This is a genomic window from Rhodoferax sp. MLSD5-FHT05B10, assembly GCF_058793415.1.
On the sequence record NZ_JBXAFT010000006.1, the window covers coordinates 21,877 to 43,869 of the forward strand.

18 protein-coding genes and 1 riboswitch are annotated in these 21,993 nt (G+C 66.1%); of the genes, 8 read left to right on the plus strand and 10 right to left on the minus strand.

Annotated features, from left to right (window positions below; all coding sequences use genetic code 11):
- Positions 1–110: 110 nt before the first annotated feature.
- The 3 genes from AC1Q5W_RS10780 to AC1Q5W_RS10790 all read right to left on the minus strand — a co-directional run bounded on the left by AC1Q5W_RS10780 (position 111) and on the right by AC1Q5W_RS10790 (position 4,738).
- Complete coding sequence (locus AC1Q5W_RS10780) at positions 111–827, minus strand: outer membrane lipoprotein (RefSeq protein WP_492644646.1); 717 nt, start codon at positions 825–827, stop codon at positions 111–113.
- A 105-nt stretch (positions 828–932) separates the two neighbouring features.
- Positions 933–3,668 carry a methionine synthase gene (gene metH / locus AC1Q5W_RS10785; protein WP_492644645.1) on the minus strand — a complete coding sequence of 912 codons (2,736 nt, stop codon included), beginning with the start codon at positions 3,666–3,668 and terminating at the stop codon, positions 933–935.
- 23 nt (positions 3,669–3,691) lie between these two features.
- Positions 3,692–4,738: a homocysteine S-methyltransferase family protein gene (locus AC1Q5W_RS10790; protein ID WP_492644644.1), complete on the minus strand. Its 1,047-nt coding sequence runs from the start codon at positions 4,736–4,738 to the stop codon at positions 3,692–3,694.
- A gap of 25 nt (positions 4,739–4,763) precedes the next feature.
- Positions 4,764–4,853: riboswitch (S-adenosyl-L-homocysteine riboswitch) on the minus strand.
- 149 nt (positions 4,854–5,002) lie between these two features.
- On the opposite strand from AC1Q5W_RS10790, the gene recQ reads away from it, so the two are divergent.
- The gene (gene recQ / locus AC1Q5W_RS10795; RefSeq protein ID WP_492644643.1) at positions 5,003–6,877 is read left to right on the plus strand and encodes a DNA helicase RecQ; all 1,875 of its coding nucleotides are present in this window, start codon (positions 5,003–5,005) and stop codon (positions 6,875–6,877) included.
- Between the two features lie 12 nt (positions 6,878–6,889).
- Here recQ and AC1Q5W_RS10800 read toward each other — a convergent pair whose 3' ends face one another.
- The 5 genes from AC1Q5W_RS10800 to AC1Q5W_RS10820 form a co-directional block, all read right to left on the minus strand.
- The gene (locus AC1Q5W_RS10800; RefSeq protein WP_492644642.1) at positions 6,890–7,183 is read right to left on the minus strand and encodes a hypothetical protein; all 294 of its coding nucleotides are present in this window, start codon (positions 7,181–7,183) and stop codon (positions 6,890–6,892) included.
- A gap of 222 nt (positions 7,184–7,405) precedes the next feature.
- A complete protein-coding gene (locus tag AC1Q5W_RS10805; RefSeq protein WP_492704191.1) occupies positions 7,406–8,068 on the minus strand; it encodes an anaerobic ribonucleoside-triphosphate reductase activating protein in 663 nt (220 codons plus the stop codon).
- A gap of 52 nt (positions 8,069–8,120) precedes the next feature.
- A complete protein-coding gene (nrdD, locus tag AC1Q5W_RS10810) occupies positions 8,121–8,315 on the minus strand; it encodes an anaerobic ribonucleoside-triphosphate reductase (protein ID WP_492644640.1) in 195 nt (64 codons plus the stop codon).
- Between the two features lie 35 nt (positions 8,316–8,350).
- The gene (locus tag AC1Q5W_RS10815) at positions 8,351–10,369 is read right to left on the minus strand and encodes a ribonucleoside triphosphate reductase (protein ID WP_492644639.1); all 2,019 of its coding nucleotides are present in this window, start codon (positions 10,367–10,369) and stop codon (positions 8,351–8,353) included.
- 148 nt (positions 10,370–10,517) lie between these two features.
- The gene (locus AC1Q5W_RS10820; protein WP_492644638.1) at positions 10,518–12,848 is read right to left on the minus strand and encodes an ATP-binding protein; all 2,331 of its coding nucleotides are present in this window, start codon (positions 12,846–12,848) and stop codon (positions 10,518–10,520) included.
- Between AC1Q5W_RS10820 and AC1Q5W_RS10825 the strand changes: the two genes are divergently transcribed.
- From AC1Q5W_RS10825 to AC1Q5W_RS10835, 3 genes are all read left to right on the plus strand, one after another.
- Positions 12,753–14,153 carry a threonine ammonia-lyase gene (locus tag AC1Q5W_RS10825; RefSeq protein ID WP_492644637.1) on the plus strand — a complete coding sequence of 467 codons (1,401 nt, stop codon included), beginning with the start codon at positions 12,753–12,755 and terminating at the stop codon, positions 14,151–14,153. The genes AC1Q5W_RS10820 and AC1Q5W_RS10825 overlap by 96 nt on opposite strands.
- A gap of 72 nt (positions 14,154–14,225) precedes the next feature.
- Positions 14,226–14,360: a hypothetical protein gene (locus tag AC1Q5W_RS10830; RefSeq protein ID WP_492644636.1), complete on the plus strand. Its 135-nt coding sequence runs from the start codon at positions 14,226–14,228 to the stop codon at positions 14,358–14,360.
- 418 nt (positions 14,361–14,778) lie between these two features.
- On the plus strand, positions 14,779–16,671 hold the full coding sequence (locus AC1Q5W_RS10835; RefSeq protein WP_492644635.1) for a phosphoenolpyruvate carboxykinase (GTP): 1,893 nt from the start codon (positions 14,779–14,781) through the stop codon (positions 16,669–16,671).
- A 98-nt stretch (positions 16,672–16,769) separates the two neighbouring features.
- Here AC1Q5W_RS10835 and AC1Q5W_RS10840 read toward each other — a convergent pair whose 3' ends face one another.
- Positions 16,770–17,186, minus strand: a complete 417-nt coding sequence (locus tag AC1Q5W_RS10840) for a hypothetical protein (protein WP_492644634.1) — start codon at positions 17,184–17,186, stop codon at positions 16,770–16,772.
- A 126-nt stretch (positions 17,187–17,312) separates the two neighbouring features.
- On the opposite strand from AC1Q5W_RS10840, the gene AC1Q5W_RS10845 reads away from it, so the two are divergent.
- The 3 genes from AC1Q5W_RS10845 to AC1Q5W_RS10855 are packed head-to-tail and all read left to right on the plus strand — an operon-like array spanning position 17,313 to position 19,606.
- Positions 17,313–18,269: a LysR family transcriptional regulator gene (locus AC1Q5W_RS10845; protein WP_492644633.1), complete on the plus strand. Its 957-nt coding sequence runs from the start codon at positions 17,313–17,315 to the stop codon at positions 18,267–18,269.
- Positions 18,266–19,123 (plus strand): metallophosphoesterase, encoded by an 858-nt coding sequence (locus AC1Q5W_RS10850; protein WP_492644632.1) that lies wholly within the window; start codon positions 18,266–18,268, stop codon positions 19,121–19,123. The genes AC1Q5W_RS10845 and AC1Q5W_RS10850 overlap by 4 nt, the downstream gene beginning before the upstream one ends.
- Positions 19,124–19,183: 60 nt before the next feature.
- Positions 19,184–19,606, plus strand: coding sequence for a universal stress protein (locus tag AC1Q5W_RS10855; protein WP_492644631.1), 423 nt, complete (start codon positions 19,184–19,186; stop codon positions 19,604–19,606).
- A 31-nt stretch (positions 19,607–19,637) separates the two neighbouring features.
- Here the strand turns inward: AC1Q5W_RS10855 and AC1Q5W_RS10860 are convergent, their stop codons facing one another.
- Positions 19,638–20,564, minus strand: a complete 927-nt coding sequence (locus AC1Q5W_RS10860) for a LysR family transcriptional regulator ArgP (RefSeq protein ID WP_492644630.1) — start codon at positions 20,562–20,564, stop codon at positions 19,638–19,640.
- A gap of 85 nt (positions 20,565–20,649) precedes the next feature.
- On the opposite strand from AC1Q5W_RS10860, the gene AC1Q5W_RS10865 reads away from it, so the two are divergent.
- On the plus strand, positions 20,650–21,975 hold the full coding sequence (locus AC1Q5W_RS10865; RefSeq protein ID WP_492644629.1) for a D-amino acid dehydrogenase: 1,326 nt from the start codon (positions 20,650–20,652) through the stop codon (positions 21,973–21,975).
- Positions 21,976–21,993 lie beyond the last annotated feature (18 nt).

The following is a 21,993-nucleotide window of genomic DNA, read 5'->3' on the forward strand; positions in this document are numbered from 1 at the left end:
CTTGTGCTGGTAAGCGAAAATAATAGCACGCGCTAACCAACACAAGGGCCGCCGGGCCGTGACTAAAGTCACCAATCCGGCCCCGGCAGGCCCCATACTAGTCAGGTTCCCTACGGCGTGATGACGCCGCCGTCCACCGTCACGTGGGCACCCACCGCCACCGGGCTGTTTTGCACTACCCGCTGGGTGCTGCCGTCTTCCATGCGCACGTCAACCTGGTACACGGTCTCCTTCTTCATGCGTTTTTCCACCGTGTTGCCCGCCCAGCCGCCGCCCAGGGCACCGGCCATGGTGGCCACGGCCTTGCCATCTCCCCCGCCGAACTGGTTGCCCACCAGTCCGCCCAGCACCGCGCCGGCAATGGCTCCCAGACCACTGGGCGCCGCCTCCTGCTGCAGGGGCGTCACGGCTTTAACCGTGCCGCAGCGCGCGCACACGGCCTTGGGCGCCGGGGCGCTCCATGGCGGTGGCGGTGCGTCGGCCACGGCCGGGCCCGGAGGGAGCGGCACGGGCTGGGCCGCCCTGGTTTTTGCTATCTTTTTGGTAGCTGTTGGCGCAGGTTTCACCTTGGCTACAGCGTCTTTTTGGCTTGAATTTTCAGCAGCCGCCGGATGCGCGGCGTCTACCGCGTTCGCCGGTGCGGCTCGCACCTCGGCCGGCACCGACAGGGTTTCGGCCGCGACCATGGCCCGGGGATGGGTCTGCACCTGCACCAGGGCGGCGCCCAAAGCCAGTACCGCTGCCCCCAGGCCGGCCACGGCCACCCACAGGTAGCGTACCGAAGTGGCCTTCTCCGCCGGGATTTTGTCCAAAGTTGCAGTGTTCATATCGTTCCTTTCGCCTTCAACGCGCAGAAGGCCTCAAGGTAAACACGCAAACGCAGATTTTGATGTCGGAGTTGTAAACGGGCGTAAAGCGCCCGCCAATGTGTTTCAGAGGTTGGGCGCCAGCAGGCGCTGCAATTCGTCCTGGTTCAGGTTGCGCCGGCGGGCCAGGTCCTGCACCTGGTCCTGGCCAATGCGGCCCACGCTGAAGTAGGTGCTGTCCGGGTGGCCGATGTAGAAGCCGCTCACGCTGGCCGCCGGCGTCATGGCCAGGCTGTCGGTCACCGCCATGCCGATTTCTTCGCAGTGCATCAAGGCGAACATGTCCTTCTTGACGCTGTGGTCCGGGCACGCCGGATACCCCGGTGCCGGGCGGATGCCCCGGTACTTCTCGGCAATCAGCTCGTCGGTGCCCAGCGCCTCCTGCGGGGCATAGCCCCACAGGTCGCTGCGCACACGGTGGTGCAGGGCCTCGGCAAAGGCTTCCGCCAGGCGGTCGGCCAGCGACTTGAGCAGGATGGCGGAATAGTCGTCGTGGTCGTCCAGGAAGTATTTTTCCTTCTTGTCGGCGCCAATGCCGGCGGTCACGGCGAACATGCCGGCGTAGTCGGGCGCCACGCCACGGGGCGCCACAAAGTCGGCCAGGCAACGGCTGGGCCGCTGCACGCCGTTCACGATTTCTTTCTCGGTCTGCTGGCGCAGGCCGTACCAGGTCATGGCCCGCTCGGTGCGCGACTCGTCGGTGTAGAAAGCAATGTCGTCATCGTCCACCGCATTGGCCGGGTACAGGGCCACCACGGCATTGGCGGTGAGCCAACGTCCCTCGATCAGCCGCTTGAGCATGCGTTGGCCGTCGGCATACACCCGCACCGCCTCCTCGCCCACCACCGGGTCTTTCAGGATGGCCGGAAACGGCCCGGCCAGGTCCCAGGTCTGGAAGAACGGGCCCCAGTCGATGTACTTGGCCAGCTCCGTCAGGTCGAAATTCCTGAACACGCGCCGGCCGATGAACTTGGGCACCGTCGGCGTGTAGCGACTCCAGTCCACCACCGTCTTGTTGGCGCGCGCCTGGGCCAGCGGCCACAGGGGCACCTGCTTCTTGTTGGCGTGCTGGTGGCGCACTTTCGCGTAGTCGGCGTTGAGCTCGTCGATGTACTGGGCGGCCTGCTCGCTCAGCAGGCTTTGCGCCACGCCCACGCTGCGCGAGGCATCGGGCACGTAGGCCACCGGGCCGTCGTAGTGCGGGGCGATGCGCACGGCGGTGTGCACGCGGCTGGTGGTGGCGCCGCCAATGAGCAGCGGGATCTTCTTGAGGCGGAAGTAGTCGTCCTTCTGCATTTCGCCAGCCACGTACTGCATCTCTTCCAAGCTGGGCGTGATCAGGCCCGACAGGCCGACGATGTCCGCGCCCTCCACCTTGGCCCGCGCCAGGATTTCGTGGCAGGGCACCATGACGCCCATGTTCACCACCTCGAAGTTGTTGCACTGCAGGACCACGGTGACGATGTTCTTGCCGATGTCGTGCACGTCGCCCTTGACGGTGGCGATCACGATCTTGCCCTTGGTGCGCACATCGCGCCCGGCGGCCTCGTCCTGGCGTTTTTCTTCCTCGATATAGGGAATCAGGTGCGCCACGGCGCTCTTCATGACGCGCGCGCTCTTGACCACCTGCGGCAGGAACATCTTGCCCTGGCCGAACAGGTCGCCCACGATGTTCATGCCGTCCATCAGCGGGCCCTCGATCACGTGCAGGGGGCGCCCGCCCTTGGCCAGCACGTCCTGGTAGGCCTCTTCGGTGTCTTCCACAATGAAGTCGGTGATGCCATGCACCATGGCGTGGCTCAGGCGCTGGCCGACCGAGGCGGGGTGCTCCGGCGTGCCGCGCCACTCCAGCTTCTTGCTGTCGTCCTTGGCGCCGCTCTTGGCGGTCTCGGCAATCTCCACCAGGCGCTCGCCGGCGTCGGGGCGGCGGTTGAGCACCACGTCTTCCACGCGCTCGCGTAGGGTGGGCTCCAGGTCGTCGTAGACGCCGACCATGCCGGCGTTGACGATGCCCATGTCCATGCCCGCCTGGATGGCGTGGTACAGGAACACGGTGTGGATGGCCTCGCGCACCGGGTCGTTGCCGCGGAAGGAGAAACTCACGTTGGACACGCCGCCCGACACCTTGGCACCCGGCAGGTTCTGCTTGATCCAGCGCGTGGCCTCTATGAAGTCCACCGCGTAGTTGTTGTGCTCCTCGATGCCGGTGGCGATGGCGAAGATGTTGGGGTCGAAGATGATGTCTTCGGGCGGAAAGCCCACCTTGTCGACCAGGATGCGGTAGGCGCGCTCGCAGATCTCGATCTTGCGCTGGTAGGTGTCGGCCTGGCCCTGCTCGTCGAACGCCATGACCACGGCAGCGGCGCCGTAACGGCGCACCAGCTTGGCCTGCTGCTTGAAGGCGTCCACGCCTTCCTTCATGCTGATGGAGTTGACGATGCCCTTGCCCTGCACGCAGCGCAGGCCGGCCTCAATGACGCTCCATTTGCTGGAGTCGATCATCACCGGCACGCGGGAGATATCGGGTTCGCTGGCAATCAGGTTGAGGAAGCGCACCATGGCCGCGTGGCTGTCGAGCATGGCCTCGTCCATGTTGATGTCGATGATCTGGGCGCCGTTCTCCACCTGCTGGCGCGCCACGGCCAGCGCCTGCTCGTACTCGCCGTTGAGAATCATGCGGGCAAAGGCTTTGGAGCCCGTGACGTTGGTGCGTTCACCGACATTGACAAACAGCGATTGGGCGTCAATGACAACCGGCTCCAGACCGGACAGCAGCATGGGGGAAATGGGCGTTGTGGACATGTGGGTCACCGGTAGAGCCGCCATCAGGCCGCTTCTGTGTAAAAGAAATTGCGCTGCAACGCGCGCGCGGCCAGCGGCGCCACGGCCCGGCCGATGGCACCGATGTGGTCCGGCGTGGTGCCGCAGCAGCCGCCCAGGATGTTGACCAAGCCTTCGGCGGCAAACTCGTGCACCAGGCGCGCGGTCACGTCCGGCGTCTCGTCGAAGCCGGTGTCGCTCATGGGGTTGGGCAGGCCGGCATTGGGGTAGCAGCTGATGAAGGTGTCGGGCGCCACACGGTTGAGCTCCTGGATGTAGGGGCGCATCAGCGCCGCGCCCAGGGCGCAGTTCAGGCCGATGGCCAGCGGCTGGGCGTGGCGCACGCTGTGCCAGAAGGCGGTGACGGTCTGGCCGGAGAGGATGCGCCCGGAGGCATCGGTCACGGTGCCGCTGATGATGAGGGGCAGGCGCTCGCCGCTGGCCTCGAAGTATTCGTCAATGGCGAACAGCGCCGCCTTGGCGTTGAGCGTGTCGAAGATGGTCTCCACCAGCAGCACGTCGGAGCCCCCTTCGACTAGCGCCTGCACCTGCTCGTAATAGGCCTTGCGCAGTTCCTCGAAAGTGACGTTGCGCGCGCCAGGGTCGTTCACGTCGGGGCTGATGCTGGCCGTCTTGGGCGTGGGGCCCACGGCACCGGCCACGAAGCGCGGCTTGTCCGGCGTGCTGTATTTGTCGCAGGCGGCGCGGGCCAGGCGCGCCGAGGCCAGGTTCATCTCCACCGCCAGGTCTTCCATGCCGTAGTCGGCCTGGGCTATGGTTGTTGCGCCAAAGGTGTTGGTCTCGATCAGGTCGGCGCCGGCAGCCAGGTAGCGTTCGTGGATGTCGGTGATCACGTCCGGGCGGGTCAGGCTCAGCAGTTCGTTGTTGCCCTTGACGTCGCGGGGATAGTCCTTGAAGCGCTCACCCCGGTACTGCTCCTCGTTCAGCTTGAAACGCTGGATCATGGTGCCCATGGCGCCGTCCAGGATGGCGATGCGGTTGGCCAGAATGCCGGGCAGCGCCTGGGCGCGGGTGTAAGTTACGGGTTTCATGCGAAGCGGCTCACCTTGTAGTGCAAACAAGTGAGCGCCGTTGACAAACCCAAGCCTGGCAGCCTGTGGTGATCCGGTAGACCGGTACCTGGCCGCTGCAGCGCCCCTTGGGAAGGCCGCATTTTAGTGCACGCAAGAAATCCGCCGCCAGGGTACCAACGGATCACTTGCCCGACAATAGGGTCTTGGCGCCCGGGGCGCCCCCTGAATTCAGCACGATTTTCGGCTTTTACCCGCAAAAACAGTGCGTAACCAGCTCCTGTTTTGATAGCAACCGATTCTTCCCCTACCCGCCAGACCTGCCACGCCATCCTGCAAGAGGTCTTTGGCTACGCCCAGTTCCGCGGCCCGCAGCAGGCCATCGTGGAGCATGTGGCCAACGGCGGCGACGCCCTGGTGCTCATGCCCACCGGCGGCGGCAAGTCGCTGTGCTACCAGATTCCGGCCATTGCCCGCGCCCGTGCGGGGCAGGGTCTGACCATCGTCATCTCGCCCCTGATTGCACTGATGCACGACCAGGTAGGTGCCCTGCACGAGGCCGGCGTGAGCGCCGCCTTTCTCAACTCCACCCTGAGCAGCGACGAGGCCTACCAGGTGGAGCAGCGCATGCTGCGCGGCGACATCACGCTGCTGTACGCCGCCCCCGAGCGCGTCACCACGCCACGGTTCCTGGCGCAGCTCGATTCCCTGCATGAGCGCGGCCAGCTGAGCCTGTTTGCCATTGACGAGGCGCACTGCGTCAGCCAGTGGGGCCACGACTTCCGACCCGAATACCGGGCGCTGACCGTGCTGCACGAACGCTATGCCGGCGTGCCGCGCATGGCGCTCACCGCCACGGCCGACGACCTGACCCGCGCCGACATCCTGGAGCGCCTGCAGCTGCAGGACGCGCGGGCCTTCGTCAGCAGCTTTGACCGCCCCAACATCCGCTACACCATCGTCGAAAAGACCGACGGCACGCAGCAACTACTGCGCTTCATCGCCCGCGAACACGAGGGCGACGCCGGCATCGTGTACTGCCAGTCGCGCAAGAAGGTGGAGTCGATCGCCGAGACGCTGGTGGAAGCGGGCATCAACGCCCTGCCCTACCACGCCGGGCTGGACAGCAAGCTGCGCCAGCAGCACCAGGACCGCTTCCTGCGGGAGGAAGGCGTGGTGATGGTGGCCACCATTGCCTTTGGCATGGGCATCGACAAGCCCGACGTGCGCTTCGTGGCCCACCTGGACATGCCCAAGAACATCGAAGGCTACTACCAGGAGACCGGACGGGCCGGGCGCGACGGCCTTCCCGCCGACGCCTGGATGGCCTACGGCCTGCAGGACGTGGTCAACCAACGCCGCATGATCGACGAAAGCCCGGCGGCCGATGCCTTCAAGCAGGCCCTGCGCGGCAAGCTCGACGCGCTGCTAGCCCTGGCCGAGGCTACCGACTGCCGCCGGGTGCGCCTGCTCAGTTACTTCGGCGAGGCCAGCCAACCCTGCGGGAATTGCGACAACTGCCTGCACCCGCCGGCGGTGTGGGACGGCACAGACGCCGCGCGCAAGCTGCTCAGCACCATCTACCGCATCCAACAGTCCAGCGGCATGGCGTTTGGCGCCGGCCACGTAATGGACATTGTGCGCGGCAAGACCACCGAAAAAGTCACCCAGTACGGCCATGAGGCCTTGAGCACCTTTGGCATCGGTGCCGGTTTTAGCGAATTGCAGCTGCGCGGCGTGCTGCGCCAGCTCATTGCTATGGGCGCCGTGGCGGTGGACGCCCAGGCGTTCAATACGCTGCAGCTCACGGAGCAGTCACGGGCGGTGCTGAAGGGGGAGGTGTCGGTGCAGTTGCGCGAATCGGTCTCGGCGCCGGCGGACCGCAAGCGGCGCTCCGGCGCGGGTTCCGCGGCGATCAAGGCGCCGATTGCGCTGGACGGTGCGGGGCTGGAGCGCTATGCCGCCTTAAAAGCCTGGCGCGCCGAGGTGGCCCGGGAGCACAACCTGCCCGCCTACGTGATTTTTCACGACGCCACGCTGGCAGCGATTGCCAAGCGGGCCCCACAAACCCTGGACGACCTGCAGGGAATCAGCGGCATTGGCGCCAAAAAGCTGGAAGCCTACGCGCAGGCGGTGCTGCGCGTGGTGTCGATCGACTGATGTGCCGGCGGCTCAATGCCGCTGAAAGCAGCTCTCGTACGACATGGCCGCACCGCTCATGGTGTTCTGCAGGCGGGCGATGGCCCGGCTGTGGCGGTCAGCGCCGTTCTTGTCGGCCAGATGCTGGCGGTGGTACTGCATCAGCGCGTAGAGCTTGGAGCGGCACGCGTCCAGGACGCCCGCGAAATTGAGCGCAATGTAGGCAGAGTGGTCGGCATTGGTATGGCGGTACTCGTCCGCCCAATAGTCGAACAACTGTCCTTGGTAAGTGCCTTTTTCAGGTACCTTGATCATCTCTTTGTGCATATCAACTGGTCAAAATGAAAGAAATAGATACTTTCAAAGCCGGTCAGCCTCTGTTCCAACGTGCTGGCGCTTTCTGGCATCCGCTGGGCAATATGACGCGCGGCGCCCCAAAACGGTTGACACGAACCTGAAATATGCCGGCCAGCGGCCCCGGCAGGCGCCCGATCGGCCGGACGGCAGGTATCCGCGCCAGGGCGAGCGCAGCGGGATCAGTGGGGGCCTTCAGGCCCGCCGCACGGCAAAATGTGCAAATTGCGCGGATAAATGCGCCATCTGCTCCGAAGAGATGGCAAATGGCATACCCTCCGGCACCCGGCACTCCTGCAGCGCCCAATGGGTGACGCCCAGGGCGGCCAGCTCATCCGCCAGCGCCTGCAAGGCGTCAGCGCCAAACAGGCCGGGGTGCCAGGTGGTGCGGCATTCATAGGCAACACCACTGGCCAGGAGGGCACGTAGCGCGTCGCGAGTACGCGGACCGCTGCCCGGGGTGCCGGTCAGGGCGTCGTGGCGGTCCAGGGGAGCCTTGATGTCCAGCCCCACCCAGTCCAGCAGCGGCAGGACCGCCGCCAGCCGCTCGGGGTACATGCCGCCGGTATGCAGGGCGGTCTGGAACTCCAGCCGCCGCACGGCGGCCAGTGCCGACGGCAAGGCGGCCTGCAGGGTCGGCTCGCCACCGGAAAACACCACGCCGTCCAGCAGCCCCTGGCGCGTCTGCAGAAAGGCCAGCACCTGGTCCCAACTCCAACCGGTGGCGGCGCCGGCGTCCAGCAGGTCGGGATTGTGGCAGTAGCCGCAGCGCCAAGGGCAGCCCTGGCAAAACACCACCGCCGCCAGCCGGCCAGGGAAATCGATGCTGGTCAGCCGGGTGAGGCCGCCCACGCGCAGGCCGGCAGCATCGGCCTGCGCATGCCGCGCGGCGGAAGAAGCCGGCGCGCTCTCAGTCCGCACAGCGCTGTTCGGCAAAGAACTGGCGCTCCTGGTGCTCACCCTGCTTGCCGATGTTGAAGCTGGCTACCGGACGGTGGTAGCCCATGACGCGGGTCCAGACCTCGCAGGGCTGGCGCTCGGCGTCGGTCAGTTGCACGGCAGCGCGGTTCACGGCGGTCATCTCGGTGGTGGAAATAGCGGTCATGGAAGGTCTCCTTTGGGGGGTTGAAAAAGCAAGGCTCAGGCCGCCAGCGCCAGGCGTTTGGCGGCCAGGCGTTCCTCGTCGCACACCGGGCAGAACGGGTGCTCGCCGGCCAGGTAGCCGTGGGTGGGACAGATCGAGAAGGTGGGCGTAACCGTGATGTAGGGCAGGCGAAAGCGGGTCAGCGCGCGCTTGACCAGGTCGCGGCAGGCCGCGCCGCTGGAGAGGCGCTCGCCCATGTACAGGTGCAGCACGGTGCCCCCGGTGTACTTGGACTGCAGCTCTTCCTGCCGCTCCAGTGCCTCGTAGGGGTCGTCGGTAAACCCCACCGGCAACTGCGAGGAGTTGGTGTAGTAGGGCCGTTCGGTCGTACCGGCCTGCAGGATGGCGCTCCAGCGCTTCTTGTCTTCCTTGGCGAAGCGGTAGGTGGTGCCTTCGGCCGGCGTGGCCTCCAGGTTGTAGAGGTGGCCGGTTTCCTCCTGGAAGGCGACGATGCGTGCGCGCACATGGTCCAGGAACCGCACGGCCAGGGCCTTGCCTTCGGAGCTGGTGATGTCGTGGCGGTCGGCGCTGAAGTTGCGCACCATCTCGTTGATGCCGTTCACGCCCAGGGTGGAGAAGTGGTTGCGCAGCGTGCCCAGGTAGCGCTTGGTATAGGGAAACAGGCCCTGGTCCATCAGGCGCTGGATCAGCTTGCGCTTGGTTTCCAGACTCTGCTTGCCCAGCTCCAGCAGACGGTCCAGCGCGGCCAGCAGCGCCGGTTCGTCCCCCGCGTGCAGGTAGCCCAGGCGGGCGCAGTTGACGGTTACCACGCCCAGACTGCCGGTCTGCTCGGCGCTGCCAAACAGGCCATTGCCGCGTTTGAGCAGCTCACGCAGGTCCAGCTGCAGGCGGCAGCACATGGAGCGCACCATGTTGGGCTCCAGCTCGGAATTGATGAAGTTCTGGAAATAGGGCAGGCCGTACTTGGCCGTCATCTCGAACAACGCGGCGGCGTTCTCGCTCTCCCAGGGGAAATCGGACGTAATGTTGTAGGTGGGGATGGGAAAGGTGAAGACCCGGCCCTTGGCGTCGCCCGTGGTCATGACGTCGATGTAGGCGCGGTTGATCAGGTCCATCTCAGCCTGCAGCTCGCCGTAGCAGAACGGCATCTCCACGCCGGCGATCACCGGCACCTGTTCGCGCAGGTCCTCGGGGCAATTCCAGTCGAAGGTGAGGTTGGTAAACGGCGTCTGCGTACCCCAGCGCGAGGGGACGTTCAGGTTGTAGACCAGCTCCTGGATGCACTGGCGCACGGCGGCGTAGTCCATGCGGTCCTGGCGCACAAAGGGGGCCATGTAGGTGTCAAACGACGAGAACGCCTGCGCGCCGGCCCATTCGTTTTGCAGCGTACCCAGGAAGTTGACGATCTGGCCCACCGCCGAGGACATGTGCTTGGGCGGACCCGCCTCCACCTTGCCGGGCACTCCGTTCAGGCCCTCGTGCAGGAGCGTGCGCAGCGACCAGCCGGCGCAGTAGCCACTGAGCATGTCCAGGTCGTGGATGTGCAGGTCGCCGCTGCGGTGGGCCTCGCCGATCTCGGGCGTGTAGACGTGCGAGAGCCAGTAGTTGGCCGTGACCTTGCCCGACACGTTCAGGATCAGCCCGCCCAGCGAATAGCCCTGGTTGGCATTGGCGTTGACCCGCCAGTCGGCGCGCGACAGGTATTCGTTGACGGACGACTCCACATTCACCAGGGTCTGGCGATCCGAACGCAGGGCGGCGTGGCGTTCGCGGTAGACGATGTAGGCGCGCGCCGTCTGGAAGTGGTTGGCGGCGATCAGGGTCTGCTCCACCACGTCCTGGATCTGCTCGATGGCGGGGGCCTGGCCGTGGAAGCGGTGGATCAGCACCTTCACCACCTGGGCGCACAGCAGGGCGGCTTCGTCGGCGCCGAATTCGCCACTGGCGGCGCCGGCCCGCACCAGCGCGGAGAGGATTTTGTCGGCGTCGAAGGGCGCGCGTTGGCCGCCGCGCTTGAGGACCTCGCGCGGCAGGGTGATCAGGGTATTTTGCATGGGCGTCTCCCGGGTTTTTGGATCGTAAACACTACCTATGGTGTGCACGATACCCTTCAGACACTACCTGTAGTTTGATTTGAAACAACAAAGGGGCGTGACTGTTTGTAACAAACAGCCTGTTTTCAACCAGTTTGGATGGAAAAGATCAGCCCAGAAAGCCCATGCCGCGCACCTCCCGCACCTCGGGCTTGATGCGGTGTTCCGCCTCCAGCTGTTCCAGAAACTCGCCCGGCTCCAGCGGCGTGTCCAGAATCACGGCCTGGCGCCGCACGGCCGCAAAGTCGCCCAGGCACAGCTGGTCCAGGGCAGCCAGCCGGGTTTGCAGCGCGGGCTGCAGCCGGCCGGCATCGCCCGCGCAGGCTTCCGCCACGAACACGGCTTCGCGCTGTGTCCGGGTCAGCGGCTTGAACTGGATCTTGAATGTGAAGCGGCGCAGCGCCGCCTGGTCCAGGCGGTCCATCAGGTTGGTGGTGCAGATGAAGATGCCGCGAAAACGCTCCATGCCTTGCAGCATCTCGTTGACCTCGGATACCTCGTAGCTGCGCTGCGCGCCACGGCGGTCCTGCAGGAAACTGTCGGCTTCGTCCAGCAGCAGCACGGCGTTCTCGGCCTCCGCGTCCCGGAACATGGCGGCCATGTTCTGCTCGGTTTCCCCAACATACTTGCTCATCAGGTCGCTGGCCTGGCGCACCATCAGGGTCTGGCCCAGCGCCGTGGCAATGTGCTCGGCCAGTGCGGTTTTCCCGGTTCCTGGCGGACCGTAGAAGCACAGGGTACCGTGACCGCGCGCCTGCAGCGCCTGCACCATGCGACCAATCTCGAAACGGCTTTCCACATGGAGCAGCCCCAGGTCGTACCGGGTGACGGCAGGCGGACGCCCGGCATCCAGTGCCCGGTTGCCCAGGGCCAGGTCTGCATTGCGGAGTTGCCGCTCGATCAAGGCCTCCAGACCCGGCTCCTCCCCGCCCTCCGGTGCACCGGGAGCGGCCAGTCCGGCAAAACGCGCCGCCGTCTGGATTTGCGCCGGCGTCAGGCCCTTGCGGCGGGTCAGGCGGGCCACAAACGCATCGGACACCGCCACTCCGGCCAGGGTCTTGCGCACCAAGGCCTCGCGCGCACCCGGTGGCGGCGACTTGAGTTCGAGGTGGTAGGCAAAGCGGCGGCGAAAGGCCGGGTCGATCTGCTCGATCTGGTTGGTGACCCAGATGGTGGGCACGGCGTTCGATTCCAGCACCTGGTTGACCCAGGCCTTGCCGCTGACACTGCTGTTGGGCGGCGCGGCCGTGGCATCGGCGCGGGCCATGCGGTGCGCCGCCTCACTGGTCAGGGGCGGGAACACGTCCTCCACCTCGTCAAACAGCAGGGCCGCCTGAGCACTCCCCTTGAGGAACACCTGGGCGATCTGCAGCGAACGGTAGCGGTCGCGGCCGCTCAGGGAGTTGCCGTCGCGGTCGGCGTACTCGACCTCGAACAACTCCAGCCCGGCCGCCTGCGCCACCACCTTGGCCAGTTCGGTCTTGCCAGTGCCGGGCGGGCCATACAGCAGCACATTGATCCCCACCTCCTGGCGCGCCACGGCGTTGGCCAGCAGGGCGCACAGCACCCGGGCATCTTCGGCCACAAAGGCGAAATCGTCCAGCCCCAGCGGACTCTTGCTGGACAGGCGGGTGAACACCGCCATCAACTCGGCCTGGTCGCGGTAGGCGCGCATCAGCACCGGTGGCAGTTTCTCGCTGACCTTCATCAGGTCGGCCAAGTCGGTGATGTTGTGCTCGGAAATCAGGTTTTCCACCAGCCCGATGCGCTCCAGCCGGGAGCCGGCGCGCAGGGCCTCGGCCACCTGCTCGGGGTTGACACCGGCGACCTCGGCAATCGCGGCATAGGCCTCCGGTGCATTGTTCACCTTGAACTCGACCAGGATTGAGCGCATGTCACGCTGGTAGCGGGCCAGCGTGCCGTACAGCAGCAAGGCACGCTCGGCCTTGTTGAGCTGCAGCAGCCCCGCCAGAGCGTTGATGTTTTTCTCCACCAGCGTGGACTGGCGCTTGAGCGCATGGCGCAGCCACTCGCCGGTTACCGTCAGCACCGCAATCAGATCCTTGGGCTGGTCTTTGGCGTATTCATCCAGGAAAAAATACAGCGTGGCCTCGTCGTACGGGCCATGCCAGACGCCGTAACGGCCCAGGAATTCCGCCGCGTCCAACGCGTCGTGCCCGCGCCAGAGTTCATTGCCGGCGCAACGCCGCCCCAGGAATTCACGCAGGCGGGCCAGTACCGACACCGGCCACACCAGGTGCCGGCCGGCCAGGCCCACGATGCCATTGAAGTCCCGGCGCACGTTCAGGCCGGCGCCCTGGCGCGCCGCCAGGGTAAGAATGAAATGCGAACACATCAGGTCCAGCACCGGCGCCTCCAGCAGGCCCGGCGAGGGAATCAGGTGCCCGTTCAGGGGCTGGGACAGCGAACGCTTGGCCATCAAACGCCTCCGGCACAGGGGTGTGCAGGGTTCACCATACTGCAGACCGGCGCAAGATGGAAGCCTCGCCGGGAAAATTCGTGCAAAACGGATGACAATGCGCCCATGGTTGAATACCCCGACATCACCGCTGCGGCCCAGCGCCTGCACGGCCACCTGCTGCAAACGCCCTGCGTGGCCTCGCAGACCCTGTCCGACATCACCGGAGCCCAGGTCTTCCTGAAGTTCGAGAACCTGCAGTTCACCGCCTCCTTCAAGGAACGGGGTGCCTGCAACAAGCTGGCCCAGCTCACGCCGGAGCAGTCTGCACGCGGCGTCATCGCCATGAGCGCTGGCAACCATGCACAAGGGGTGGCTTACCATGCCCAGCGGCTGGGGCTGCGCGCGGTCATCGTCATGCCGCGCTTCACACCGGGTGTCAAGGTGGAACGCACACGCGGCTTTGGCGCCGAGGTCATCCTGCACGGCGACACACTGGACGAAGCCCGCAACCACGCCTTGGCGCTGGCCGAGCAGCAGCAGCTCACTTTCATCCACCCCTACGACGACGCGGCCATCGTGGCTGGCCAGGGCACGGTGGCGCTGGAAATGCTGCAGCAGGTGCCCGACCTGGACACCCTGATCGTGGCCGTGGGCGGTGGCGGCCTGATTGCCGGCATGGCCACAGTGGCCAAGGCCTTGCGCCCGGCGATGGAAGTGGTGGGTGTGCAGACGGTGCGTTTTCCCGCCATGTTCAACGCCGTCAAAGGCACCCACCACCCGCAGGGCCACAGCACCATCGCCGAGGGCATTGCGGTGGGCACCCCCGGACGCATTCCGCTGGACATCGTGACCCGCCGGGTGGATGACATGCTACTGGTGGACGAGGGTGACATCGAGCAGGCGCTGGTCATGCTGCTGGAAGTGGAGAAAACCGTGGTCGAAGGTGCCGGCGCCGTCGGCCTGGCGGCCCTGCTGAAACACCCGGATCGCTTTCGGGGCAAGCGCGTCGGTCTGGTGCTGTGTGGCGGCAACATCGACCCCATGCTGCTGGCGGCCATCATCGGACGCGGCATGGTGCGTGCCGGCCGGCTGGCCCGCATCCGCGTGGGCGCCCGCGATGTGCCGGGCTCGCTGGCGCGCATCACGGCCATGGTGGCCGAAGCGGGTGCCAACATCGACGAAGTCCACCACCAGCGGGCCTTTACCGCGCTGTCGGCCCAGAACGTGGAAATTGAACTGGTGGTGCAGGCCCGGGGCCACGCCCATGTGGAGGACCTTCTGGCCGTGCTGCGGCAGGCCGGGTTTGATGCCCAGCGGGTTTGACCCACCCCGCGCAGCCTTTTTGCCTTCTGGGTAGAATCAGCCGCAAAACCACTGATACCAGAAGGAAACACCATGTCCGCTCCCGCCACCCACGCTGACCAAGCCGATGCCGTTGAAGCCATTGTGCCGTTGATGCCGCTGGTGTTGCCCGTTGTGGGCGGCGTGCTGATCTTCCTGTTGGCGTTTATCGCCGTCTCCATGGCCTAAAACCGGCCCGGCGCCCACCGCCCCTGGCGGTGACCTAAGGCGCCCCTCCTGTATTTCCCCTTGGTTGCCGCCCGTCACTGGCGGGTTGCTGCGCGACCAGGCAAATCCCCTAGCCCCGTAGACCCGCCCACGCCCGGCCCCGGGGTGTCCACGGCTGTCCGCCGCGGGTGGCGCGCCGTCACAACGCGCCACGCCCTAGCGGCACTCGCCTAATCCGCCCTTTGACCGCCACGCATAACCTCATGCGGGTTTTGCATAACTTTTCGGGGTAATGGGCATGTAACTGCGGTACCTGTTCTTAAAATGGCCATCCCGGTTGGCGTAACGGCGCCCGGCATGGTTTGACGGCAAGCCGTTTTCTCAAAATCAAAGTTCCGCTTTCATTTTGAAAAGACGATTTTCAAACTAGGAGCTTTCTATGAACTCACCCGTGATGCAGGGCCTGAACCTGAATACGCCCAGCTATATCAAGAATCCCAAGGTCATTGCCTGGGTCGCCGACATGGTGGCCCTGTGCAAGCCCGCCGCCATCCACTGGTGCGACGGCTCCGAGGAAGAGTACCAGCGCCTGTGCCAGCAACTGGTGGATGCCGGCACCTTCAAGAAACTCAACCCGGCCAAGCGCCCCAACAGTTTCTTGGCCTGCTCCGACCCATCGGACGTGGCCCGCGTGGAAGACCGCACCTACATCTGCAGCGAGCAGAAGGAAAATGCCGGCCCCACCAACAACTGGATGGCCCCGGCTGACATGCGCAAGATCCTGCAAACCGGCAAGGATGGCGAAAAAGCCCTGTTTGACGGCTGCATGGCCGGACGCACCATGTATGTGGTGCCCTTCTCCATGGGCCCCCTGGGTTCGCACATTGCCCACATCGGCATTGAGTTGACCGACAGCGCCTACGTGGCGACCAACCAGAAGATCATGACCCGCATGGGCAAGGCCGTGTACGACGTGCTGGGCGTGGACGGCGAGTTCGTGCCCTGCATGCACACCGTGGGCGCGCCCCTGGCCGCCGGCGAGAAGGACACCACCAGCTGGCCCTGCAACCCCAAGGTCAAGTACATCGTCCACTACCCCGAAACCCGCGAAATCTGGTCCTACGGCTCCGGCTACGGCGGCAACGCCCTGCTGGGCAAGAAGTGCCTGGCCCTGCGCATCGCCTCCAACATGGGCCGCGACCAGGGCTGGCTGGCCGAGCACATGCTCATCCTGGGCGTGACCAACCCCCAAGGCAAGAAGTACCACGTGGCAGCCGCCTTCCCCAGCGCCTGTGGCAAGACCAATTTCTCCATGCTGGTGCCGCCGGAAGCCGCGTTCAAGGGCTGGAAGGTCACCACCATCGGTGACGACATCGCCTGGATCAAGCCCCATGCTGACGGCAAGATGTACGCCATCAACCCCGAAGCCGGCTACTTCGGCGTGGCCCCCGGCACCAACATGCACACCAACCCCAACTGCATGCGCAGCCTGGACAAGGACGTGATCTTCACCAACGTGGCCTTGACCGATGACGGCGACGTGTGGTGGGAAGGCATGGAAAAGGACACTGGCGTCATCCCCGACCACCTGATCGACTGGCAGGGCAAGGACTGGACGCCGGCCATTGCCAAGGAAACCGGCGCCAAGGCCGCCCACCCCAACTCGCGCTTCACCGTGGCCGCCACCAACAACCCCGCGCTCGACCCCCAGTGGGACGATGCCGGCGGCGTGGCCATTGATGCCTTCATCTTCGGCGGCCGCCGCTCCACCACCGTGCCGCTGGTGACCGAGGCCCGCACTTGGATGGAGGGCGTTTACATGGCCGCCACCATGGGTTCCGAAACCACCGCCGCCGCCTTTGGCGCCCAGGGCGTGGTGCGCCGCGACCCCTTCGCCATGCTGCCGTTCTGCGGCTACAACATGAGCGACTACTTCCAGCACTGGCTGGACATGGAGCACAAGCTCGAAAGCATGGGCCACACCCTGCCCAAGATCTTCTGCGTGAACTGGTTCCGCAAGGGCGCCGACGGCAAGTTCGTCTGGCCCGGCTACGGCGACAACATGCGCGTGCTGAAGTGGATGATCGACCGCATCGAAGGCTCCGCCAAAGGCGCCGAAAACGGTTTCGGCATCAGCCCCACCTACGGCGAAATCAACTGGACCGGCCTGGACTTCAGCGAAGCCCAGTTCGCCAGCGTGACCAGCCTGGACAAGGACGCCTGGAAGGCCGAATTCGCCCTGCACACCGAGCACTTCGCCCAACTGGCCTACCACCTGCCCCAGGAACTGGTAACCACCAAGGCCCAGCTGGAACAGCGCCTGACCGCCTGATCCGCCCCGCGGACCAGACAACAAAAAAGCCACCGGACCGGTGGCTTTTTTTTGTGCCGCTTACCGGCACACAGGATGCCCGGGCTGGCGGGTGCGACTCAGCGTTCGTTGCGCAGCCGGGCCATCTGGATCTCGGCCAGCACGCGGTAGTCGCCCTGGGCATGCTGCCACATGGCGGCCTCGGCGCGACGCTGCAGGCGGGCACGGTTCCACTGGGACAGCATCATCGCCCCGGTGTTGGCCAGCCGCCGCAGGGACGACGCCAGCACGGCCAGAGCCGCAAAAACCACCGTCCACGAAGCCACCCAGACCACCAGCACATTGCCGGAGGACCAGGTATCGATCAAACGGTCCGCCACCACCAGCAAGGCCGCGACCACCGCGGCCAGCAGCATTCCGGCCAGCGGACGGGAGGCATCCAGCCCCGACTCCACACGGCGCCGGGACACAACGGCCTCGGGACGCGGTGCGGCAACGGCCGGCGAAGCGTAATAGGAAGGAACAAAACGGGTCATGACAAGCTCCCTGAACAACCCCCGTGAAGAGGTTACGGACAAACGTGCTCCCATACTAGGGTTAACACTCATACGGTTCAACTTTATGTTGGTGATGTTTGGTATTCACAGGATTTATGATGCGCCATGCCCCTGACCTCCCTGCGCACCCTCGATCTGAACCTGCTCAAGGTCTTTGACGTGGTCATGTCCGAGCGCAGCCTGACCCGGGCCGCCCAGCAGCTGGCGCTGACCCAGCCGGCCGTCAGCAACGCGCTGCGCCGCCTGCGCGAGGCGCTGGACGACGAACTGCTGGTGCGCAAGGGGCGCAAACTGGAACCCACCCCCCGAGGTCAGGCGCTGTGGCCGGCCGTGCGCGACACACTGCAACGCCTGCAGGCCGCCCTGGCGCCCGACACCTTCACCCCCGCCAGCGCCAACACCACCTTCGTGCTGACCATGGCCGACGCCACTGCCGCCGAACTGATGCCCGCACTGGTGCAGCTCATTGCCATGCAGGCGCCGGACATCTCCCTGCGCGTGGTGCCATTGACCACCCGCGACCCGCGCCACCTGCTGGACGAAGGCCTTGCCGACCTCGCCATCGGCAACTTCCCGGCTGCCATGGCCGACCTGACCGCCCGGGCCCAGTCCGGCGAAACGGTGGCGTTCCTGCACCACCGCCTGTTTACCGGCGACTACGTGTGCGTCATGCGCCGCGGGCACCCGCTGGCCCAGGGCCCGCTCACGCTGGACCGCTACTGCGCCGCCCGCCACATGCTGGTGAGTTTCTCGGGCCGGGCCTTCGGCTTCATCGATGAGGCGGTGGCCGCCCTGGGGCGCACCCGGCGCGTGGTGCTGACGGTCAACCAGTTTTTCACCGCCGGCAAGGTGGTGGCCAGTTCCGACCTGCTCACCGTGCTGCCGCGGCACTTCGTCAACGTCACCGGCTTTGCCGACCAGCTCGTCCTGCGCGAACTGCCCTTTACCGCGCCGCCCATCCACGTGGACGCGCTGTGGCATCTGCGCCACGACAACTCCAGCTCCCACGCCTGGCTGCGCGCGCAGGTGGCGGCACTGGCCACCCAGGCATTCCCCCCATGAAAATCCAGCTTCTGTCCGACCTACACCTGGAAGCCCACCCGCACTGGGTACCCCAACCCGCACCCGACGCCGACGTGCTGGTGCTGGCCGGCGACATTGGCTCGTACCAGCAGGGCTCCCAGCTGGCCGATGCCGACTTTGGCCTGGGCCTATTTTCCCCGCGCGCGGGGTGGCCGACCCCGGTGATTTTTGTGCCCGGCAACCACGAGTACGACGCGTTGGATTTCGACGAGGCGCACGTCCGCCTGCGGGCCACCTGCGAGCGCCTGGGCATTCTGTGGCTGGAGCGCGAGACCCTGGTGCTGGCCGGCGTGCGGTTCATCGGCACCACCCTGTGGACCGACTTCGACGCGCTGGGCCCCACCGCAGCCAGCATTGCAGTGCAGCCCGGCGTCAACCATGCCATCAACGTGCTGGCACAGCAGCTCAAGGCCCGCGAGCGGGCCTACCGCGCCGCCAACTACTACCTGCGCAAGACCCTGGCCACCCGCCACGCCGAGCCCCTGCTGGCCGAAGGCGTACGGGAGCAAGCGCTGGTGTGCCAGGCGTGGCTGCGCAACGCCCTGGCTGAGCCATTCGCCGGCACCACCGTGGTGGTGACCCACTTCGCACCCAGTCTGCACAGCGCCGATCCGCGCTACGGCCTCACGCCCGGCACGGCCGGTTTCTGCAATGCGCTGGACGTCCTGCTGCCCCAGGCACAGCTCTGGCTGCACGGCCATCTGCATGCTCCCAGCGACTACACCCGCAACGGCTGCCGCGTGGTGGCCAACCCGCTGGGGTACGCACGCAAGAACGAGCAGACCGCGTTTCAGCCCGAGATGGTGATCGAGCTGGCGCCCCGCGGCGCATAGGCCAGCCCCGCAGTCCGGCGCTTCGTTACACTGGTGGCTCCACATGGAGAGGAGTGCAGCATGAAGATTCTTCTGGCCGTTGACGGCAGCGCCTACAGCAAAAAAATGCTGGCTTACCTGAGCACGCACGAGACCCTGCTCAACCCGGACAACACCTACACCGTGTTCACCGCCCAGCCCGCCCTGCCGCCGCGCGCCCGCGCCGCCGTGGGCAAGGAAATCGTGGACCAGTACTACGTCGATGAGTGCGAGAAGGTGCTCGCTCCGGTGACCAAGTTCCTGCTGCGCCATGGCATCGACGCCAAGAGCAGCTGGAAGGTCGGCCCGGCCGGAACCTCCATTGCCAAGGCGGCAACCGACGGCAAATTCGACCTGGTGGTGATGGGCTCCCACGGCCACGGTGCCATGGTCAACCTGGTCATGGGCTCGGTGGCCACACAGGTGCTGGCCCACTGCAAGGTACCGGTGCTGCTGGTGCGCTGACGCACAGCCAGGGCCCTGCCGACCCGCTGCCTCACCGGCCGGCCGCTGCCGGGGGGGCCAGCGCCTGCGCGGCAGCGGTGGCCAGCGCCGCGGTGAGCCGGTCGATCACCACCGAATCCAGATTCCAGCAGTGCCAGTACAGGGCCACGGGCAGGGTCGTCTGCGGCGCCAGGTTGACCAGCTCGCCGCGCTCCAGCAGCCCGCGCACCTGCAAGAGCGGCACCACGGTGGCGCCCCAGCCCGCCAGCGCAGCACGCACCTGGCCTTCGGAACTGGGGACAAAGCGCTGGCTCAGGGCCACGCGGCGCAAGCCACAGGCACGGCCGACAAACTCGGTCTGCAGATCGTCCTTGCGGTTGAAGGCAATGAACGGCACTTGGCGGAAGTTGTGCTGCGTCAGCCCCTGGGGGCAGTGGGCGGCGGCGTAGGCGGCGCTGGCCACGGCCACGTAGGGCATGGCGCCCAGCGGCAACACCTTGCAACCGCGCAGGGCCTGCCTGAGCGTGGTAACGCAACCCAGCACCTGGCCCTCGCGCAGCCACTCGTGGGTGAAGTCCTGGTCGTCGGCAATGATTTCCAGCGGCAGCCCCTCTGCCACCAGCGGCCCCAGGGCCGGCAAGGCCCAGGTGGCAATGCTGTCGGCATTGATGGCGATGGAGATGCGGTCTTCCTCGTGCGTGGCGCCGGCACCGGGGGCCAGGTCCTGCAGGTCGGTTTCCAGGTCGGCGCGCAACAGGCGCATCTGCATGGCGTGCTTGATGAGCAGCCGGCCGGCCGCCGTGGGCCGCACCGGGCGGCTGCGCACCAGCAGCACGGTGCCCACCTGGGCTTCCAGCGCGCGCAGGCGCTGCGACACGGCCGACTGGGTGACCGACAGGCGCACGGCCGCGCGCTCGAAACCGCCCTCTTCCACGATGGCGGCCAGGCATTCCAGGGCATCGGCGTCAAATGTTCGCATGGCCAGATTATTAGCAAAACTAATGTTTTAGCAAACTCTGTAATTCAGCTTTTACTGCAACGCCAATTCCACGACACTCTGCCCCATGAAAATCTTAGTTTTGGGCGCAGGCATCATTGGCATCAGCACGGCATGGCATCTGGCCGAACACGGACATGAGGTCACGGTCGTGGACCGCCAGGCCGACGCCGCACTGGAAACCAGCTTTGCCAATGCGGCCCAGATTTCGGTGAGCTACTGCGAACCCTGGGCCAATCGCGACGCGCCGCTCAAGGCGCTGAAGTGGATGTTCAGCAAGGAAGCGCCCCTGCTGTTTCGCCCCCAGCTGCCGCTGGGCGAGGGCTGGCAGCAATGGCGCTGGGGCCTGCAATTTTTGGCCAACTGCAACGACGGCGCGTTCGAGCGCAACGTGCAGCAGCTGGTGGCCCTGGGCGCCTACAGCCACACCGCGCTGAAGGACATCGTGGCCAACACCGGCATCACCTACCAGCGCCTGGAGCGTGGCATTGCCCACTACTACACGGACCAGAAATCCTTCGATACCGCCGGCGACGCCGCCGCGCTGATGCGCAAGTACGGCGTGAACCGCCAGGTGGTGAGCCGCGACGCGCTGCTGCGCATCGAACCCGCCTTCCGCCCGTTTGCGGACCACATCGTCGGCGGCACCTTCACTCCCAGCGACGAGTCCGGCGACGCCCGCGTGTTCACCCAGGAGTTGGCCCGGCGCTGCGCCGCGCGCGGCGTGCAGTTCCGCTACAACCACGGCATCGAGGGGCTGGAAGTGGTCGGTGGCGCTATCAAATCCGTAGCTGTCCGCGCAATCGGTACGGAGGCTGCAGGCCCAAAAGGCACCCAAAAAGCAGAGCGGCTTCAGGCCGACCAGGTGGTGGTGGCCTGCGGCTCCTACACGGCGCCGCTGCTGCGCATCGTGGGCGTGGACCTGCCCATCTACCCCGGCAAAGGCTACAGCGCCACCTTCCGGATCCTCAAGCCGGAACAGGCGCCGCAGGTCAGCCTGCTCGATGACTCGGTCAAATGTGCCATGAGCCGTCTGGGCGACACGCTGCGCATTGCCGGCACCATCGAGGTCGGAGGCTACGATCTGTCGCTGGACACGCCACTGGCCCAGGCGCGCTGCGCCATGCTGGCCCGTCGGGTGGAAGAGGTGTTTCCGGGCGTGTGCGACACCCGCAGTGCCGAGCAGGGCGGTGCCCCCAACTTCTGGACCGGTCTGCGCCCGGCCACGCCCACCAACATCCCCTACATCGGCAAGACCCGGGTGGCCGGGCTGTGGGTCAACGCCGGCCACGGCACGCTGGGCTGGACGCACGGCGCCGGCTCCGGCAAGGCCTTGGCCGAGCTGGTCAGCGGACGCCGACCCGAGATGGCGTTCAGCTTCTACGGGGTGTAAGCGCCCGCACCCGCCTCG

Coding starts and splice junctions, on each gene's coding strand:
- AC1Q5W_RS10800 (WP_492644642.1), bottom strand. CDS start 7,183: ATGCACAAAGAGATGATCAAGGTACCTGAAAAAGGCACTTACCAAGGA.
- AC1Q5W_RS10835 (WP_492644635.1), top strand. CDS start 14,779: ATGAACTCACCCGTGATGCAGGGCCTGAACCTGAATACGCCCAGCTAT.
- AC1Q5W_RS10855 (WP_492644631.1), top strand. CDS start 19,184: ATGAAGATTCTTCTGGCCGTTGACGGCAGCGCCTACAGCAAAAAAATG.
- AC1Q5W_RS10850 (WP_492644632.1), top strand. CDS start 18,266: ATGAAAATCCAGCTTCTGTCCGACCTACACCTGGAAGCCCACCCGCAC.
- nrdD (WP_492644640.1), bottom strand. CDS start 8,315: ATGACCGCTATTTCCACCACCGAGATGACCGCCGTGAACCGCGCTGCC.
- AC1Q5W_RS10780 (WP_492644646.1), bottom strand. CDS start 827: ATGAACACTGCAACTTTGGACAAAATCCCGGCGGAGAAGGCCACTTCG.
- AC1Q5W_RS10840 (WP_492644634.1), bottom strand. CDS start 17,186: ATGACCCGTTTTGTTCCTTCCTATTACGCTTCGCCGGCCGTTGCCGCA.
- AC1Q5W_RS10820 (WP_492644638.1), bottom strand. CDS start 12,848: ATGGCCAAGCGTTCGCTGTCCCAGCCCCTGAACGGGCACCTGATTCCC.
- AC1Q5W_RS10825 (WP_492644637.1), top strand. CDS start 12,753: ATGCGAACACATCAGGTCCAGCACCGGCGCCTCCAGCAGGCCCGGCGA.
- AC1Q5W_RS10860 (WP_492644630.1), bottom strand. CDS start 20,564: ATGCGAACATTTGACGCCGATGCCCTGGAATGCCTGGCCGCCATCGTG.
- AC1Q5W_RS10865 (WP_492644629.1), top strand. CDS start 20,650: ATGAAAATCTTAGTTTTGGGCGCAGGCATCATTGGCATCAGCACGGCA.
- AC1Q5W_RS10790 (WP_492644644.1), bottom strand. CDS start 4,738: ATGAAACCCGTAACTTACACCCGCGCCCAGGCGCTGCCCGGCATTCTG.
- AC1Q5W_RS10815 (WP_492644639.1), bottom strand. CDS start 10,369: ATGCAAAATACCCTGATCACCCTGCCGCGCGAGGTCCTCAAGCGCGGC.
- metH (WP_492644645.1), bottom strand. CDS start 3,668: ATGTCCACAACGCCCATTTCCCCCATGCTGCTGTCCGGTCTGGAGCCG.
- AC1Q5W_RS10830 (WP_492644636.1), top strand. CDS start 14,226: ATGTCCGCTCCCGCCACCCACGCTGACCAAGCCGATGCCGTTGAAGCC.
- AC1Q5W_RS10845 (WP_492644633.1), top strand. CDS start 17,313: ATGCCCCTGACCTCCCTGCGCACCCTCGATCTGAACCTGCTCAAGGTC.